This is a genomic window from Salinivibrio sp. PR6, assembly GCF_001995955.1.
Classification (GTDB): Bacteria; Pseudomonadota; Gammaproteobacteria; order Enterobacterales; family Vibrionaceae; genus Salinivibrio; species Salinivibrio siamensis.
This window is the reverse complement of the sequence record NZ_MUFA01000005.1, coordinates 76,736-92,193: the sequence shown is the minus strand read 5'-3', so window position 1 is coordinate 92,193 and position 15,458 is coordinate 76,736. Positions and strand designations below refer to the sequence as shown.

The following is a 15,458-nucleotide window of genomic DNA, read 5'->3' as shown; positions in this document are numbered from 1 at the left end:
TGAATGGAACTAAACCGCTTATTGATTGGCTTTAGCAAACTTTGAAAGCAAGCCATTGGCGCGCTCAACTGCTTCATCCAGCGCTTCTTGAGCCGATTGATCGCCGGACCATACGGTCTCAAGCTCTTCGTTAATCACATCACGGATTTGAACGAAATTACCTAAGCGGATCCCTTTAGAGGCAGGCGTTGGCTCGACCTCGGTCATTTGTTTAATCGCGACGTCTGTGCCTGGGTTTTGAGCATAAAAGCCTTGCTTCTTGCTTAGCTCATAGGCTTCGTGGGTAATGGGCAAGTAACCGGTGAACTGGTGCCAGTCCGCTTGGATTTCAGGTTGAGACAAGAAGGAGAAGAACTGGGCGACGCCCTTGTACTCTTCTGACTCGTGGCCTTGTAGAACCCAAAGCGTGGCCCCGCCGATGATGGTATTTCTTGGCTGCTCAACGGCTTTATCCCAGTAAGGCAGCTTGGCAACGCCAAACTCGAAATCTTTTACGCTTTCGCGCACACCGGCGTAAGACGCTGAAGAGTTCATGTACATGGCACATTCACCACTGTAAAACAGCGGCGCACTGTCAGAGCGGCGGCCTCCATATTCAAAAATGCCAGCCTGTTGCCAATCCGCCATTTTGGCAATGTGATCCACAAACGGAGACTGGTTAATTAGCATCTTGTTATCGACACTGCCAAAGCCATTGTCATTGGTGGCAATGGGCGCATTGTGGCGAGCACCGAGGTTTTCAATTTGTACCCAAGACTGCCAGCCAGTCGTGAAGCCGCACTGAGCGCCATTGGCAAGCAGTTTCTCAGACACTTGCTCAACTTCTTCCCAGGTTTTGGGAGGGTTAACGCCAGCTTTAGCAAACAGATCTTTGTTGTAATACAGCACGGGCGTTGAGCTATTAAATGGCATCGACAGCATATTCCCGTCTTCGTCTGAATAATAACCCGTCACAGAAGAGAGGTAGTCAGATTGGTCAAACGGGACGTTCGCGTTTTCCATTAGCTCATAAACCGGGTATACCGCCCCTTTTGCTGACATCATTGTCGCGGTGCCTACTTCAAACACCTGGACGATATGAGGTTGCTTGTTGGCGCGGAATGCCGACACAGCGCCTGTCATGGTTTCGGTGTAGTTACCCTTGTAGACGGGTTTGACGGAATAGTCATCCTGACTGGCATTAAACTTCTCAGCAATTTCATTCACTTTTTCGCCAAGGTTTCCGCCCATTGCGTGCCACCATTCAATTTCGGTTGTCGCGTTGGCAGAAAAAGAGGCCAGCAACAGGGCCGAAGAAAGCGCGGTTAAGCGTTGGGTTTTCATGCGTCACTCCTTTTGAGGATGGGGTAATGTTCATTCGGCAACTTAATGAACAAAAATGAACATAATATGAACCCAAACGAAAAGGGAGATGACAATTGTATGACTTTTGACCGCGGTCGCATGGCATGTGAAAAAATTGTTAATTAGAGCGTGTTTTGATCATGAAAATCCTGCAAGCGCAAAGATTTACTCGTAAACACTCTGTCATATTTACACGAGACAATGCGGCTCGCGCTGTCCTACAATACCTAAATAACTGATTGAGATGAGACTGTTCAAATGAAAATCGCGCCACAGCAATTATGTGGGCATCGAGGTGTCGCTGCTCATGCTCCAGAGAACACGTTAACGTCTATTGCAAAGGTGCGAGAGATGGGGTTAAGTTGGGTCGAGGTCGATGTGCAACTGACCCAAGACGGTGTTCCCGTGGTGTTTCATGACCATAGCTTACAACGGTGCACCAATGGTGTAGGGGCGTTAAAAGACACCGCCTTGGCCGATTTACAGCAGCTCGATGCAGGCGGGCACTTTTCGCCAATGTTTGGCTATGAAAGGGTACCCACGCTCATGGCCGTTTTAGCCCAAGCGCACCGCGACGCGCTTCATATCAACCTTGAGATCAAAACTTACCCGGATAGCGATATACCTGCCTTGTGCCGCGCGATATTTGCTTGCTTGTCGGCAAGCCCTATCAGCACCGAGAAGGTATTAGTCTCATCTTTTTCTCTTGAGGCACTCGCGATTGTTCGTGATGAAATGCCTGAGTTAGCGCGGGCGATTTTATGGGAAACGATCCCTGATAATTGGCGTGAGTTCCGAGACTTAGCCACGTTTAGCATTCACTGCAACTATCGCCACCTCACCCAAGAGAAAGCCAAAGCCGTTAAAGATTCAGGTTTAGCGCTTAAGTGTTATACCCCTAATAAGCCTGTTGAGGTCGAAGCCTTGTGGGGTTGGGGCGTAGACATGATGATCACCGACGACCCAAGTAAATACTTAGCACACCCTTACTGACACGGAGTCAACCGAATCGTTAGGTGAGCGGTCGATAATGTCATACAACAAGGAGCTTATGTGTCACAAGAGGCAGAGTTAAATTGGCGCCAGCGCGAAATATTAGCGCAATTAGCAAAAACAGAGCACCTAGAAACGGATGATTTGGCCACGCAGTTTTCGGTCACGACGCAGACTATTCGTCGTGATATTAATCAGCTCTGTGCGCTTGGCTTAGCTCGGCGTCACCATGGCGGCATTAATATGCCCTCTGCGCATGTCAATAGCGATTACCAACGTCGTTTGCAAAGGCACAGTGGCGTTAAAACGGCGATTGCACGCGCGGTGGCCGAGCACATTCCTGAGGGGGCGACCGTGATGCTCGGGATAGGGACCACGGTTTCTGCGATTGCTGAGCAGCTATTAACAAGGCGCGACCTTCGCGTAATCACCAATAACGTTCAGATCGCGCATATTCTGGGGGCTAATCCCGACCTCGATATTTGGCTGGCAGGGGGGAAGCTGCGCGCCAATGACCAAGATATGGTTGGACACTCGGTGCTTCAGTTCCTGTCGCGTTTCCAACCGGATATCGCCATTATTGGCTGTGCGGCGGTTAATGAAGAGGGATGGGTGTGTGAGTTTTCCCCCGACGAAGCGGATGTCAGTGACACCATGCTTAGTGCCGCGAGTGCAAGGTGGTTGGTGGCAGACGGTTCAAAGTGGCAGCGCAGTGCGCCGGTGAAAGTGACAACGTTAAGTCAGTTTGATTATGTGTTCACCAACGATGTATTGAGCAACTACTCGACGCTGCCGGCAGATATTGCTTTTATTCCTTGTGACTCGCGCGATCTCGGCCCCACGCAAGCGCCAACTGCCAACTGAGAAGGGTTGGCTAAGTTTGTGTGATGAAAAAGCCTGCATGACGACCGTCAAGCTTGCGCGGATAATATAGCGCGATACAGTGCCTCGGTGGCTTCACGCGGCGTTTGCTCAGGGTTGTAGAAGAACTCATTAATCACGTCGAACACCGCGCTTTGTACATAACGTGTGGTGGAAAGGCCGTGTGACATGCTGGGGCTTAAGGTGCCATTCTCTTGCGCGTAAGTAAACGCATCACGTGATTGTTGTGCGCACCGGTCTCCCTTGGGGAGGGGCACATCAAATCGGATAGGTAACGAGCCTTTGTAACGGTTAAAGTCACGCTGGAACTGTGGTGTGAGGAGGTACGAGGCCATGTCTGTTTGGCTTTGTCGCTCACTTTGGCTATTGGGCTTGAAAAATACAAAGCTGTCGACATTGTAACTAAAGGCTTTTTTCGTCCCAGGGAAGGCGACACAGGTAAAGGCTTTGCCTTCTTGCTGGTTGGCGGCAAAAAACTCCCCTTTGGCCCAATCACCCATTACTTGCATCCCTGCCTGGTTATCAATGAGTAGACGAGTGGTATCGCTCCAGTTGCGTCCTTGACCCGAGTCATCCACATATTGGCGCATCTTCGCCAGCAGGGTAAAGGCTTTGACCACATCGTCACTAAGGAGTGCTTGGCGATCAAAGTCTAAAAAGGCACGTTGGTAATCTTGTGGCCCCAGTACTGATAGCGCCAGACTGTCGAAAAGCGTCGCGACTTGCCATGGCTCCCCTCCCAACGCGAGTGGGATATAGCCTGCTTGCTGCAATTTATCGGCGGCAGCAAAAAAGCTATCAAAGTCGGTAGGGATGTCGGCATTGGCTGCTTTAAAGGCGCGTAAGTTGACCCACAGCCAATTTACGCGGTGAATATTGATGGGCGCTGCCACATAGTTACCTTGGTACTGCATGACATCACGTAGTGGGGCAGGGATTTTATCTTCCCACTTTTCCGCTTCAGCAATCTCATTGAGGTTGCGTAAAAAGCCTAAACGGGCCCATTCGGTGATCTCCGGCCCTTTGATTTGTGCCGCAAGGGGCGGGTTACCACTGATGGCACGGATCCTCAAGGTGTTCATCGCGCTTATCCCTGCGCGGCCACCGACCGCGAAGTCTTGCCATTGATGGCCTTGTTGCTCAATGCCTTCTCGCAAGACAGAGGCGGCTTTGGCTTCACCTGCCGATGTCCACCAGTGTAAAACTTCAACATCACTTGCGGACACTGCAAGGCTATAGGTGGCGAGCATGCCACCGATGATCCATTGAGAGAGGTATCTATTTAAGCGTGTTAAACGTGCCATTATTCTTCTACCCGAGGAAAACTGATATCAACTTGCAGGCCGCCTTCACTGCGGTTACTGAGCACCATATCCCCGCCATGCGCGTGGATGATATCGCGCGCAATCCCTAAACCGAGCCCCGAACCGTCGTTATCATCATGTAAGCGTACATAAGGGTCAAACACCGAGTCGAGCTCTTGCTCAGGAATACCTGGCCCCTCGTCAATCAGGGTAATATCTAACGTGTGTTTTGCGTCCATCACATAAATCGTCACTTTATCGCCGTATTTCACACCATTATCAATTAAATTGGATAAGCAGCGTTTGAAGGCGAGTGGCTTACACGTAAACGGAGGTACTGCGTCGCTTTCAATACTGACTCGAATACGGTTTTGGTTGTGTGGTTCGACAATCATCGCTAGGAAATCAATGACATCAATAGCCGCCATGTTCTCATGGATATCGGTGTCTCTGACCGTTTGTACGGCACCTTTAACCATGATTTCAAGATCATCTAAATCTTTATTGAGCTTCGCGGCTTGCAGGTCGTCATCAATTAATTCGGCCCGTAAACGTAAGCGGGTGATAGGCGTTTTTAAATCATGCGACATGGAGCGGAATAAGGTTTCGCGCTCACGTAGGTGACGTTGTAGGCGACGCTGCATACGGTTAAACGCCCTTGTCACAATGGCGATTTCTGCCGCGCCTTCCTCCTTCAGGGGAGGTTGCTCAATGTCGGTGCTAAACAAGTTCGCTGCTTTGGCCAGACGTTTTAAGGGGCGTGCTTGCTGGCGAATCAAGGTGTAAGTAAAGAACAGTAATAGCGCAGTGATCACCACGATAAAGACCACTTGATCGGCGGTAATCAAGGTATCATCGAGCGTGACATAGGGCGCGGGTAACAATGCAGCGATATAGATCCACTCATCTTTTTTCAGCTCCATTTGTACCACCAAAATGGGGGGATTTAATGGCTCTAAACTTAACGTGTGATGTGCCCAAGATTTGGGCAAGTCTTGCAATAAAATGTCGTTGTTGAGCACGCGTAAGGTTTCAGGGCGCGAAAAGTCAACATCAATGGTATTCAATGACGGGAGCTGCTCGTGGAGAATGCCCGATACGGTACGGGTGGCGACCTTTTTCGCCTGTGTCTCTTCAATAGGCGTGATTTGGATTTTTTCTTTGTTAAAGGAGACAAAAAACCGTGTCCCGCCCATGTTACGTAATTGATTAAGCGCCACATGCCGATAAGCAACGGGCAACGATTGAAAGAAGGTGGTGGTTGAGGCAAACATGTTAGCTAAACTCGCCGACGCCGCCTCTAGCCCCGCAAGCTGGGTTCGTTTTGATTGGGTATACCAAATTGAGGTGGCAATACCCTGCGCCAATACCACGGATAACAAGGTCAGCAGCAAGGTGCGTGATAGCAAAGAGCGAGGGATCAGCTTTTCTAGCCATTCATGATTCATATTGGATCTCAGCGACAAACATATAACCCGCACCACGCACAGTTTTAATCAAGTTCGCTTTGCCTGTGTCACGTAAGCGCTGGCGTAAGCGGCTGACTTGTACATCGATGCCACGTTCTTGTGCCTGAGCATCGCGGCCGCGCGTCGCTTGGCTAATCGCATTACGATCGAGCAACTGGTGTGGGTGATCGATAAACAGCATCAGCAGGGCATAATCAGACGCCGACAACTCTATCTCCATGCCAGTAACAACCTGGTGCAATTGCTGGGTGGCAGGCTCTAGACGCCACTGGCCAAACCGAATCGCTTTGGGTCGGGACAGCGTGGTCTCCTGCAATTGCTGGGTGCGACGTAATAATGCACGAATACGGGCGATCAATTGGCGTGGACTAAAGGGCTTGGCGATATAATCATCGGCGCCTAGCTCTAGCCCAACAATTTGATCCGTTTCGTCTGATACAGCGGTGAGCATGATGATAGGCACACTCGAATCTTTACGAATACTTTTGCATAGCGTAAAGCCATCATCCCCTGGGAGCATCACGTCGAGTAAAATTAAATCCGGGTATTGGACAGCCAGCTTAGTTTGCATCTCATGACCGTTTTGCGCGGTCATCACTTCGTAACCGGCTTTGGTGAGATAAGCTTGGAGAAGCTCACGGATTTCGACATCGTCGTCGACCACTAAGATGCGTTTGGCTGAAGCCATATCGCCATTGTCCTCGTTGCTAAAGTCAGTTCCTCCATTATCGGTGCTTTATCGTTGAGATGCTACAAACAAAGCCGCTCTTTGTGTAATTAATCAGCGACTTGTTGATAACCGTTTTGGTGATGATGTCAGAGCAGACACCCAGGAGGGGGAAAGGTATAAAAAGGCAGATAGTTCATTGCTTGACGACGCGAGATCGTGAAAAAGACAAAGCCCTCTATATAAGAGGGCTTTGGTTGACATCACAGTGTGTTATGAACCGTGACGAGCTATTCGCTATTGCTGTGCATCGCTTTGCGAATACACAAGGCCGCGCCACCCCAAGTGACGGCAAAGCCGATAAGCATCATGATGATTGCGCCTGTTGTCATGCGTCTGTCTCCATATCGCGAGCAGGGGTCGTGGTGCTATTAACGATAATACCAACCACCAGCATGGCAGCGACCAAGCCCCAACCCAGGGTCAGTAATTCGAATTGTGCGTAACCGCCGTAGCCTTCGTTGAAGGTGTCAATCAGGTTTTTCACCAAGATCACCGCCAGCATAATGGGGCTGATAAAGCGGATACAAATTTCCATCCACTGACCCACGCTGAATTCAGAGACACGGTTAACATACTGACGGATGTCTGACAGTTTAACTAGCCAGCCGACCAGCAACAGCTCAAGCAAACAGCTTGTGAGCAGTGCAACGTTGTTAACAAAGTAATCAACCAAGTCAAGCAGCAATAGACCGCCGTTGGTAGCGAACGCCATTGATACGACAAAGCCCACCCCACATACGGCTGTCGCCGCTTTTTGACGAGTCACATTGAGCTTATCCATAATTGACGACGTCACGGCTTCAATGATGGAAATGTGCGAACTCAAGCCAGCAACAACCAATGCGAGGAAGAACAATGGACCAAGAATATAAGGGATAGGGAGCAAATTAATCGCAGCAGGTAGCGTGACAAACGCTAGGCCAACGCCCCCGCTGACGACATCGGTGATCCCTTTGCTTTGTTCCGCCGCCATATAGCCAAGAATCGAGAAGATCAGCACGCCGGCAACAATTGAGAAGCCACAGTTGATCAATACCGTCATCAAAGCATTGTTGTTGACGTCGGACTTTTCTGGCAAGTAGCTAGAATAAGCAAGCATGATGGCGAAGCCCACCGACAGCGTGAAGAAGATCTGCCCATAAGCGGCGGACCACACACTGGCATCGGCCAATTTGCTAAAGTCAGGCGAGAACAGATAGTTCAAACCATCCAGTGCCCCTGGCAACATCACCACACGGCCAATGAGTAACAACACCATGATAAACAGCAAAGGCATCATGATTTTGCTGGCTTTTTCGATGCCGCCTTTTACGCCACGGAAAACGGCTGCATAGGTGATGGCCCAAGCAATGATCATTGGAATCGCGATGTGCCACTGCCAATCACCCAAGCTGGTGGGAGAGTTTTCCCCCAATTTTAGGTAATCGGAGAAGAAGAAGGCGTTGGTGTCTGTGCCCCAATCTTGGCCAAACGAAAAGCCAAAGTATGAAATGGCCCAGCCAATAACGGCGACGTAGTAAATCCCGATGGTTGCCGCGATTAAAACTTGAAACCACCCCAGCCATTCAAATTTGGTATTGAGCTTAGAAAACACCACGGGCGATGAGCCGCGCAGTTTTTTCCCTAGCCCAAATTCCATAATCATAAATGGAATACCCGCGGTGAGCATGGCGAAAAGGTATGGAATAAAAAAGGCACCGCCACCGTTCTCATAGGCCATGTAAGGGAAGCGCCAAATATTCCCTAGGCCGACTGCTGACCCCACGGCAGCCAGGATAAACCCAGCGCGTGAGCCCCATTGTTCTCTTTTCATATCTACTTACTCCTTTGCGAATCGCCTTTCTTTACGCCCATCCAAATAAGCAGTGTTGTGAGGCTGCGTTTTTTGGCCGATATGAAAGAAATAGCACATTCCCGCAATATTGATTTTTAACTTCCTGTTGCCCGAATGTTGAATTTTTTATCTAAAGCGGGCAGTCATTGCACATTAAGCACAGCGTAAGGCTAAATCAATAGCCTTAAAACCAACAAGTTAGCAAAAAAATGGGGGTTAACCTGCTATTGGTAGAGTGAGGTAGATATAAATCATGTTTTGTTAACCCTATGTAGTGATAAAAACTATCATAATTATCAATAAGTGGTGATTAATGGTTATTTTTGTTCGCTCGTCAATTGATGAAAAAAACAACGCCAAGACGTGTTGAGCGCGTGCCACAGCGCCAGAAAACATGATCTCATTAGCAGAATTTTAGACAACAAAGACGCACACTAAATGTGGTTTATACTTGTTATAGCAGCGTTATCACCTAGGAGGACATCATGAATACGACACTCACTTATGCACTGGTCACGACTGCCTGCGCACTCGGCCTTATTTTTACGTTTGCCGCCGTGGCGGTAATGGCATAGACAACACTTGGTTCGGTGGCTTCCGGTTTGATGACGATGCCACGGCACGGTAGCGCTAGCACAGTGTCACACGACGCGTTAAACTGTGAGACTTAGCTAATTAAAAATAGTCAATAAAACATAAGCATAACGCTAAATGTGATGGTAAGGGGCGAACGTGGTAGAAACCAATCAAGCCGTGCAGCCCACGGTGTTGACCGACAACGCGCTGACCGCTGGCGCACAGAGCGGGACTCACGCGCGGCCGCAGCGCATAGCCCTTGTGCTTCAAGGGGGCGGACAACGAGGTATTTTTACAGCAGGTGTGCTGGATGCGTTTTTAACCCACCGATTTGACCCCTTTGAGCTTTATTTTGGTACATCGGCGGGGGCGCTCAATATGAGTGCCTATGTCTGCCAACAGTACCAATATGGTTACCGCTTTATTACCCAACTCACCACGCAGGAGCGCTTCTTCCATTTAATGAAGTATGTTCGCCGGCAGCATTACATGGACTTGGATTGGGCGTTAGACACGGCGTTACCTGGTAAAGAAACGGCTCTGGATATGGAAGCGGCGCGGCACCATCTGCAAAACCGTTATGCTTATGCATGCGCGACTGACATAGATACGCTGCAACCAGCCTTCTTCTCACTGACAGAAGACACCTGGCCAGATGCCCTGAAAGCGACCTGTGCGATTCCGCTACTTTATCCGCATCCGGTGAACATCGGTGAGCACCGTTATGTGGACGGTGGGGTAACAGCGGCGATCCCGGCAAAAGAAGCGTTTGCGCGCGGGGCGGATATTATCGTCGTGGTTCGCACTGAGCCAGTGGTTGAACAAGATAAACGTGATGATGAGAACCGGCGCTTTCTTGAAACACTACGCGAACGCTTTGAGGCGAAGAGGCCGCAATTTAAGCTCTCCGACTATTTATCAAACTTTGAGTCCAAATATCGACTTGCACGCTTTGAAACCTTCCAGAAAGAGCTCAGTAAGCAAATCGGTGAACTGTCAGATCGCTATAAGTCCAGCCGCGAGCAATTGGTTAATCGTGTGCGCGACAGTATGAAAGAGAAAGCGATGCAAAATGGTGGTCGTTGGCTTTTTGGTGGCGACACGATTTATCGGCTCCAGTCTTTATCCGGCAAGCCGCTAAACACTGAAATGCTCAAGATGCTGACGACGCATTATCAAAGCTATCAAAGTGAACTGCAATTTTTGGCGTCACCGCCTGCGCGTGCTCAGATAGTGCAAATTGCGCCGAGCGCTCCGTTGCAAAGTAGTGCCTTACTGAGTAAGCCGGAGGCATTGGAAGCCGACTATCAGCTAGGGGTCTCGCTGGGGAACCAATTCTTACGTGAATACGGTGACTCGCTGGTTTCTATGTCGACTGTAGATAACCCTAGCTTTGAGCCAACGTCAGTAAGAATGCCGCATCAAGGGTAGAGCCGATGACAGAATTTGAAAAAATGCAACGCGGCTTGCCTTATTGTCCTGCGGATGAAGAGCTGACTTTGTTTCGATATGCCGCGCGCCGACTTTGCCAACAGTTTAACCGGCTCGATCCTGAAGATGCGGCCAGTTTAGCGGTGGTAACCACCAAGCTATTCGCCCGTATTGGCGATAACGTTGAAATCGACGCGCCTTTCTTTTGCCATTATGGGATGAATATTCATCTTGGCAACAATGTTAGCGTCGGTCCAAATTGCACCATTTTAGACGGGGCGCATGTCAGTATTGGCGATAACGTGAGTATTGGCCCCAACGTTGGGATCTATACCACGCGTCATCGCGTATTACCGCTAGACATTGCCCGCGGTGAATGTGAGTCTTCTCAGGATGTCATCATCGGTAATAACGTTATCATCGAGGGAAATACCGTGATAAAAGCAGGCACGGCAATCGGTGAAGGGGTAGTGATTGAAGCCGGATCAGTGGTTGATACGGATATCGAACCTTTTTCTATTGTGGCTGGCAATCCGGCTGCGGTGGTACGGCGTTTGCAATGATGAGGATAGAGACAAGGTGACAGATACCTCCCAATACGATTTTATCGCATCCTCCCGATAAATGTTATAATATAACATTTTTGAATTGGCATACTGATGTGGGTGTAGTAATGTTATCGCCCTCAATCGGGTATCAGCAGTAAGAGATAGACGCAGAATGGTTAAAGTTAGGGCCCGAGTGCCGTTGAAAGTCGGGGTGGGAAGCCAGATCCCAGCAGAGATCCTTTCCTTCCATGGTTTAGAGTCTGAGCAAGAGCACGTCGCGCTAATTTTCCAACAAGCCGATAAGAAAGCCGATCCGCCTTTGGTTCGCATGCATTCCGAGTGTTTAACCGGTGATGTTTTCCATTCCTCTCGATGCGATTGTGGCGAGCAGCTTGAAGAGACCATCCAAAAGATGGGTGAAGATGGCGGTATTATTCTTTATTTGCGCCAAGAAGGGCGGGGGATAGGGCTGTATAACAAGCTGGATGCCTACAAGTTACAAAGCGAAGGGATGACGACGTATGAAGCGAACAACCATTTGGGGTTTGCGGATGATTTGCGTGATTTTGCCGAAGCGGCGCAGATGCTAAAAGCGTTAGACGCTCACTGTATTCGCTTGATCACCAATAACCCCAAAAAGATTGAAGAGCTGCAAGCGGCAGGGGTTACCCTCAAAGAAGTGATTGGCACCAAAGCCCACCTTAAAGACGGCAACCGCAACTATCTTAAGGCAAAGATTGAGCATGGTAAGCACCGTCTCAATATTGAGCAAGATTAAACATTCGTCGCTAAAAATTGGCTAATTTGCCAGCCAGGCAGTGACAATCACTGTCTATATTCGCTACATTATTGCCATTATATCAGTCATTGCTCAAGGACGAGTCATGCGTGTGCAAACATGGCATTATCTCTTTCCCCCATTGCCTCCCGTGGCGATGCTCATTGCGATTGCAATTGGTTTATCACTGAGCCATTTCTTTCCTTTTTCGCTGGTACTGGGTGCCCCGATGTGGGCTGCCTTGCCTCTGGGGTTAGCCGTGGGGTTATTAGCCGCCGCTAAATGGGCGTTTCATCGCCATCACACCACGCTTGATCCGCTGAAAATGCCCTCAGCGCTGGTGACGACTGGGATCTATCGCTATACCCGCAACCCTATGTATCTGGCGTTGGTACTCATTATCGCCGCAGCTGGGCTTTATTTTAATGCGCTATGGTGCTGGGGGATGATTCCCGCTTTTATGGCCTACCTATCCGCCACATTTATTCCTGCTGAAGAAGCCCGTTTATCACGCCAATGGCCAGATGATTTTGACGCTTATGTAGCTCGTGTCCGACGCTGGCTTTAGGATTAGATAAACTAATCTTTAATATAATAAAGAATCGGGATCGTTATTCTCAACTCTGATTGCCACACTCTCTCTTAAAGCCTATCATTCGCCTGTCTATCATTAGGTGGCTAGGTGGGCTAGGCCTTTACCCTCAACCTCGATACCTATTTCTTACTTATTTTCGCATAATTATTTTTAGGAGTGCTGGTATGTCCTCGGCAATGCCTATGGGCAAGCTATTGCTATTGATCGTTCTATTAGCGGCGGTTGGGCAAATGACCCAAACCATGTATGTACCATCCATCGGTGCAATGGCAGACGACTTCGCTGTATCACCCGCTTGGTTACAAGCGGTGATGGCTTGTTATCTTATTCCTTATGGTTTATCGCAGTTTGTTTATGGCCCTGTCTCCGATCGCATCGGTCGTAAGCCGGTTATTTTGTTTGGGTTGGCATTGTTTTTAGTCGGGACGGCTATCACCTTGTTGGCCACCTCCTTTGCCGTATTTTTACTGGGCAGTATGGTTCAAGGCGCGGGCATTGGCTGCGGCGGCGCCATGGCGCGCACCTTAACCCGAGATTGTTTTTCCGGGGCCAAACTGCACCGCGCCAATAGCCTAGTTAGTATGGGACTGATCTTTTCTCCCTTAGTGGCTCCGCTTCTAGGAGGATGGTTAACCGAGGCCCTACATTGGCGTGCCAGCTACTTCTTTTTATTGTTACTCGGTGTCTTGGTTTATACAGTCATGGCTTGGCGGTTTAGCGAGACTTTGCCTGCCGATTTACGCCAACCTGGTCATTTTGGTGCGCGCTATCGTCATGTTATGCGATCACATCAATTTAAAGGGTATTTGCTGTGCTTAATTACCGTTTTTTCCGGTGTATCTTTATTCGAGGCGGCGGCAGGTGTGATCATGTCAGATGCGTTAGCGTTGTCTCCGAGTGTGATCAGTTTGCTGTTTGTTGTCCCTCTGCCGGCATACTTAGTCGGGTCAGGGTTGTCGAGCCGGCTTTCCGAAAGTATGGGGTATTATCCCACCCTGACATTGGGCAGTGTCTTAGCGTTGTTGGGGGCAGGCATCATAGGATTACCCGGTATGCTCGGTGATGTTTCACTCTATGCGTTAGTGGGTGGCGGCTGTGTCTATTTTGCTGGTGCAGGTATTCTCTTTCCGGCAGCCAGTACAGGAGCGATTAGTCCTTTTCCTTACCATGCTGGCACGGCAGGGGCAATTCTTGGCGGCGCGCAAAATCTATTGGCAGGGCTGGTAACACTCGTCGCCAGTAGTTTCGGTGTGGCTAGCCAATTATCATTAGGGGTCATCATGCTGACATTGGCGACGCTGGCAAGCTTGGGACTGGTCATCAGTTATCGCGCTCACGCCCATGATGACGCGGACTCAGTGACCGTACTGTAATCATTCAACCGGTATTATCCTATGAAGTCAGCGCCAGTTCGCATCCACAACGGCAGCACCTATCGCTGCCGTTATTCTGTGGGGCAGGGCTAGTGGATCTGTGTTGGGCTGCGCTTCCACAATAAATGACAGAATTTATTATCCGGATCTCGGCTGATGAGCATACGAACAAAGACTTCATCTAGCACCTCAGCGCCAGCTATACCCATTTGCACCTCGGCACACTGAGATAAGTCAACATCCGCTCCCACATGCTCTGGCCAATCATTGTTTACTTCAACCACCACAGCGCCCCCTTCTTCTTCAAAGCGTGACTCATAGAGCATTAAATCGTCGAACTCCAAGTTGTCTGGGGCCGTTTCGGCAAAAATCTCGAACGCGATCTCTAGCACGGTCTCCAAGCTGAGTTGATTCTCTTGCGTCATGGTAAGCTCTCGTTGTCTGTATGTATGCGCATTATACCATGCTGTAAGGGGTATCTCAGCCGCGCCGTATCGGTTGACCTGCACAAAGAGGTATCTAAAGCGTATCCGTGTTTGTCCTCTCAACCGACGGCTCTCATGGTCAAATAGACAACCTCTGGCTAAAATAAAAGCAGACCCACAGTTAGAGCGTTGATTTGTTTATGCAGATGACCAACAATAGCGCGCGTACTCAAACCTGTGTGAAAGTCGTGACTCAGTTGCAATCCAGAAACGCTTATTTACCGGAGCCCGACCGGCGTGCCCCGTTTCAATCTGAATTTATCCCCGTGATGATTAAAGCGGTGAAGCAACTACGTGGCTTGCTCGGCAAGCGGCTTCACAGCGTCTACGTGAGTGGAGATATTGTTTGGCGGCGAGCCGTGGTGAAAGACAGCGTGCTATCGCTGACTGTGGTGTGCCAACACGCCCTGACGCTTGATCAATCGAACGCATTAAACACCTTGCTATGGCGATTAAAAACCAGTCATAGCAAGGTGATCAGTGATTGCCATATCGATATCGTGACCGTGTCACATGTTAGAGATCTCTCACAAGTCTTTCACTGGGGATTCTTTTTTAAACACAGAGCCATTTGCCTCTATGGCCAAGACTTATCGGTCAGTTTTGGTTTGTTTGAAGCCAGCTGGGAAGTGGCGAAAGCGATGAATCCAGATATCTCTGACAAACTCGCGCGTGCCAAACAAAAAATCACCGCCGCTACCACATGGAACACTCAGCTAAATACCGCACAAGCGATTGCAGACACCCTGATACGCGGTGCATTTGGTTTGGTACTTCATAAAGAAGCGCAGTGGAGTGAATCACTCAACGAGTGTGCGGATGCTTTTATTAAACACTACCCGGATAAAAAAATGGCGATTGAGCGACTTTTTATCCTGCTAGAGCGCAAACCGGTAAAAAAACGTGCTGTCATGACCCTCCTCAATGACTTTGGCGATTGGTTGATCAAAGAATATGCGCGCATTGACTTTAAAATTGGTTAACTAGCGTTTGGCAACGATGCTGGCGTTGGACGCTTGAACATTAAGCGTATTCTGTGAGCTAACCCGCCTCATTCCCTACAAGTGAGTAACAGAATCTGATCTTGGTCAATAAAACGGTGTAACAAACTTTTCA

General features: G+C 49.3%; 15 protein-coding genes. 8 read left to right on the top strand and 7 right to left on the bottom strand.

All coding sequences use genetic code 11. The features are described from left to right. Positions 1–18: 18 nt before the first annotated feature. A complete protein-coding gene (gene ugpB / locus BZG72_RS05540) occupies positions 19–1,323 on the bottom strand; it encodes a sn-glycerol-3-phosphate ABC transporter substrate-binding protein UgpB (RefSeq protein ID WP_046073294.1) in 1,305 nt (434 codons plus the stop codon). Between the two features lie 279 nt (positions 1,324–1,602). On the opposite strand from ugpB, the gene BZG72_RS05535 reads away from it, so the two are divergent. Beyond that, positions 1,603–2,337 carry a glycerophosphodiester phosphodiesterase family protein gene (locus tag BZG72_RS05535; RefSeq protein ID WP_077666303.1) on the top strand — a complete coding sequence of 245 codons (735 nt, stop codon included), beginning with the start codon at positions 1,603–1,605 and terminating at the stop codon, positions 2,335–2,337. Positions 2,338–2,397: 60 nt separating this feature from the next. Beyond that, positions 2,398–3,201, top strand: a complete 804-nt coding sequence (locus tag BZG72_RS05530) for a DeoR/GlpR family DNA-binding transcription regulator (protein WP_077606234.1) — start codon at positions 2,398–2,400, stop codon at positions 3,199–3,201. A gap of 47 nt (positions 3,202–3,248) precedes the next feature. On the opposite strand, the gene BZG72_RS05525 is transcribed toward BZG72_RS05530, so the two are convergent. The 5 genes from BZG72_RS05525 to BZG72_RS05510 form a co-directional block, all read right to left on the bottom strand. Further along, positions 3,249–4,523, bottom strand: coding sequence for an ABC transporter substrate-binding protein (locus BZG72_RS05525; RefSeq protein ID WP_241832523.1), 1,275 nt, complete (start codon positions 4,521–4,523; stop codon positions 3,249–3,251). Beyond that, positions 4,523–5,971 (bottom strand): ATP-binding protein, encoded by a 1,449-nt coding sequence (locus BZG72_RS05520; protein ID WP_046073290.1) that lies wholly within the window; start codon positions 5,969–5,971, stop codon positions 4,523–4,525. Before BZG72_RS05520 ends, BZG72_RS05525 begins: the two co-directional genes overlap by 1 nt. After that, on the bottom strand, positions 5,961–6,680 hold the full coding sequence (locus BZG72_RS05515; RefSeq protein ID WP_046073289.1) for a response regulator: 720 nt from the start codon (positions 6,678–6,680) through the stop codon (positions 5,961–5,963). The genes BZG72_RS05520 and BZG72_RS05515 overlap by 11 nt, the downstream gene beginning before the upstream one ends. Positions 6,681–6,949: 269 nt before the next feature. Beyond that, positions 6,950–7,051, bottom strand: coding sequence for a MetS family NSS transporter small subunit (locus BZG72_RS16105; RefSeq protein WP_100297978.1), 102 nt, complete (start codon positions 7,049–7,051; stop codon positions 6,950–6,952). Next, positions 7,048–8,535: a sodium-dependent transporter gene (locus BZG72_RS05510; RefSeq protein ID WP_046073288.1), complete on the bottom strand. Its 1,488-nt coding sequence runs from the start codon at positions 8,533–8,535 to the stop codon at positions 7,048–7,050. The genes BZG72_RS16105 and BZG72_RS05510 overlap by 4 nt, the downstream gene beginning before the upstream one ends. Before the next feature lie 753 nt (positions 8,536–9,288). Between BZG72_RS05510 and BZG72_RS05505 the strand changes: the two genes are divergently transcribed. From BZG72_RS05505 to emrD, 5 genes are all read left to right on the top strand, one after another. Continuing rightward, positions 9,289–10,563 carry a patatin-like phospholipase family protein gene (locus BZG72_RS05505; RefSeq protein ID WP_241832522.1) on the top strand — a complete coding sequence of 425 codons (1,275 nt, stop codon included), beginning with the start codon at positions 9,289–9,291 and terminating at the stop codon, positions 10,561–10,563. 5 nt (positions 10,564–10,568) lie between these two features. Beyond that, a complete protein-coding gene (locus tag BZG72_RS05500) occupies positions 10,569–11,126 on the top strand; it encodes a sugar O-acetyltransferase (RefSeq protein ID WP_046073287.1) in 558 nt (185 codons plus the stop codon). Between the two features lie 157 nt (positions 11,127–11,283). Further along, positions 11,284–11,889 carry a GTP cyclohydrolase II gene (locus BZG72_RS05495; RefSeq protein WP_046073286.1) on the top strand — a complete coding sequence of 202 codons (606 nt, stop codon included), beginning with the start codon at positions 11,284–11,286 and terminating at the stop codon, positions 11,887–11,889. A 106-nt stretch (positions 11,890–11,995) separates the two neighbouring features. Next, on the top strand, positions 11,996–12,457 hold the full coding sequence (locus BZG72_RS05490) for a methyltransferase family protein (RefSeq protein ID WP_077666301.1): 462 nt from the start codon (positions 11,996–11,998) through the stop codon (positions 12,455–12,457). Positions 12,458–12,648: 191 nt separating this feature from the next. Further along, positions 12,649–13,857, top strand: a complete 1,209-nt coding sequence (emrD, locus tag BZG72_RS05485; protein ID WP_077666300.1) for a multidrug efflux MFS transporter EmrD — start codon at positions 12,649–12,651, stop codon at positions 13,855–13,857. Between the two features lie 89 nt (positions 13,858–13,946). Here the strand turns inward: emrD and BZG72_RS05480 are convergent, their stop codons facing one another. Then, the gene (locus BZG72_RS05480) at positions 13,947–14,282 is read right to left on the bottom strand and encodes a DUF440 family protein (RefSeq protein WP_046073283.1); all 336 of its coding nucleotides are present in this window, start codon (positions 14,280–14,282) and stop codon (positions 13,947–13,949) included. Between the two features lie 200 nt (positions 14,283–14,482). On the opposite strand from BZG72_RS05480, the gene BZG72_RS05475 reads away from it, so the two are divergent. Continuing rightward, positions 14,483–15,325, top strand: a complete 843-nt coding sequence (locus tag BZG72_RS05475) for a hypothetical protein (protein ID WP_077577837.1) — start codon at positions 14,483–14,485, stop codon at positions 15,323–15,325. Positions 15,326–15,458: the final 133 nt, after the last annotated feature.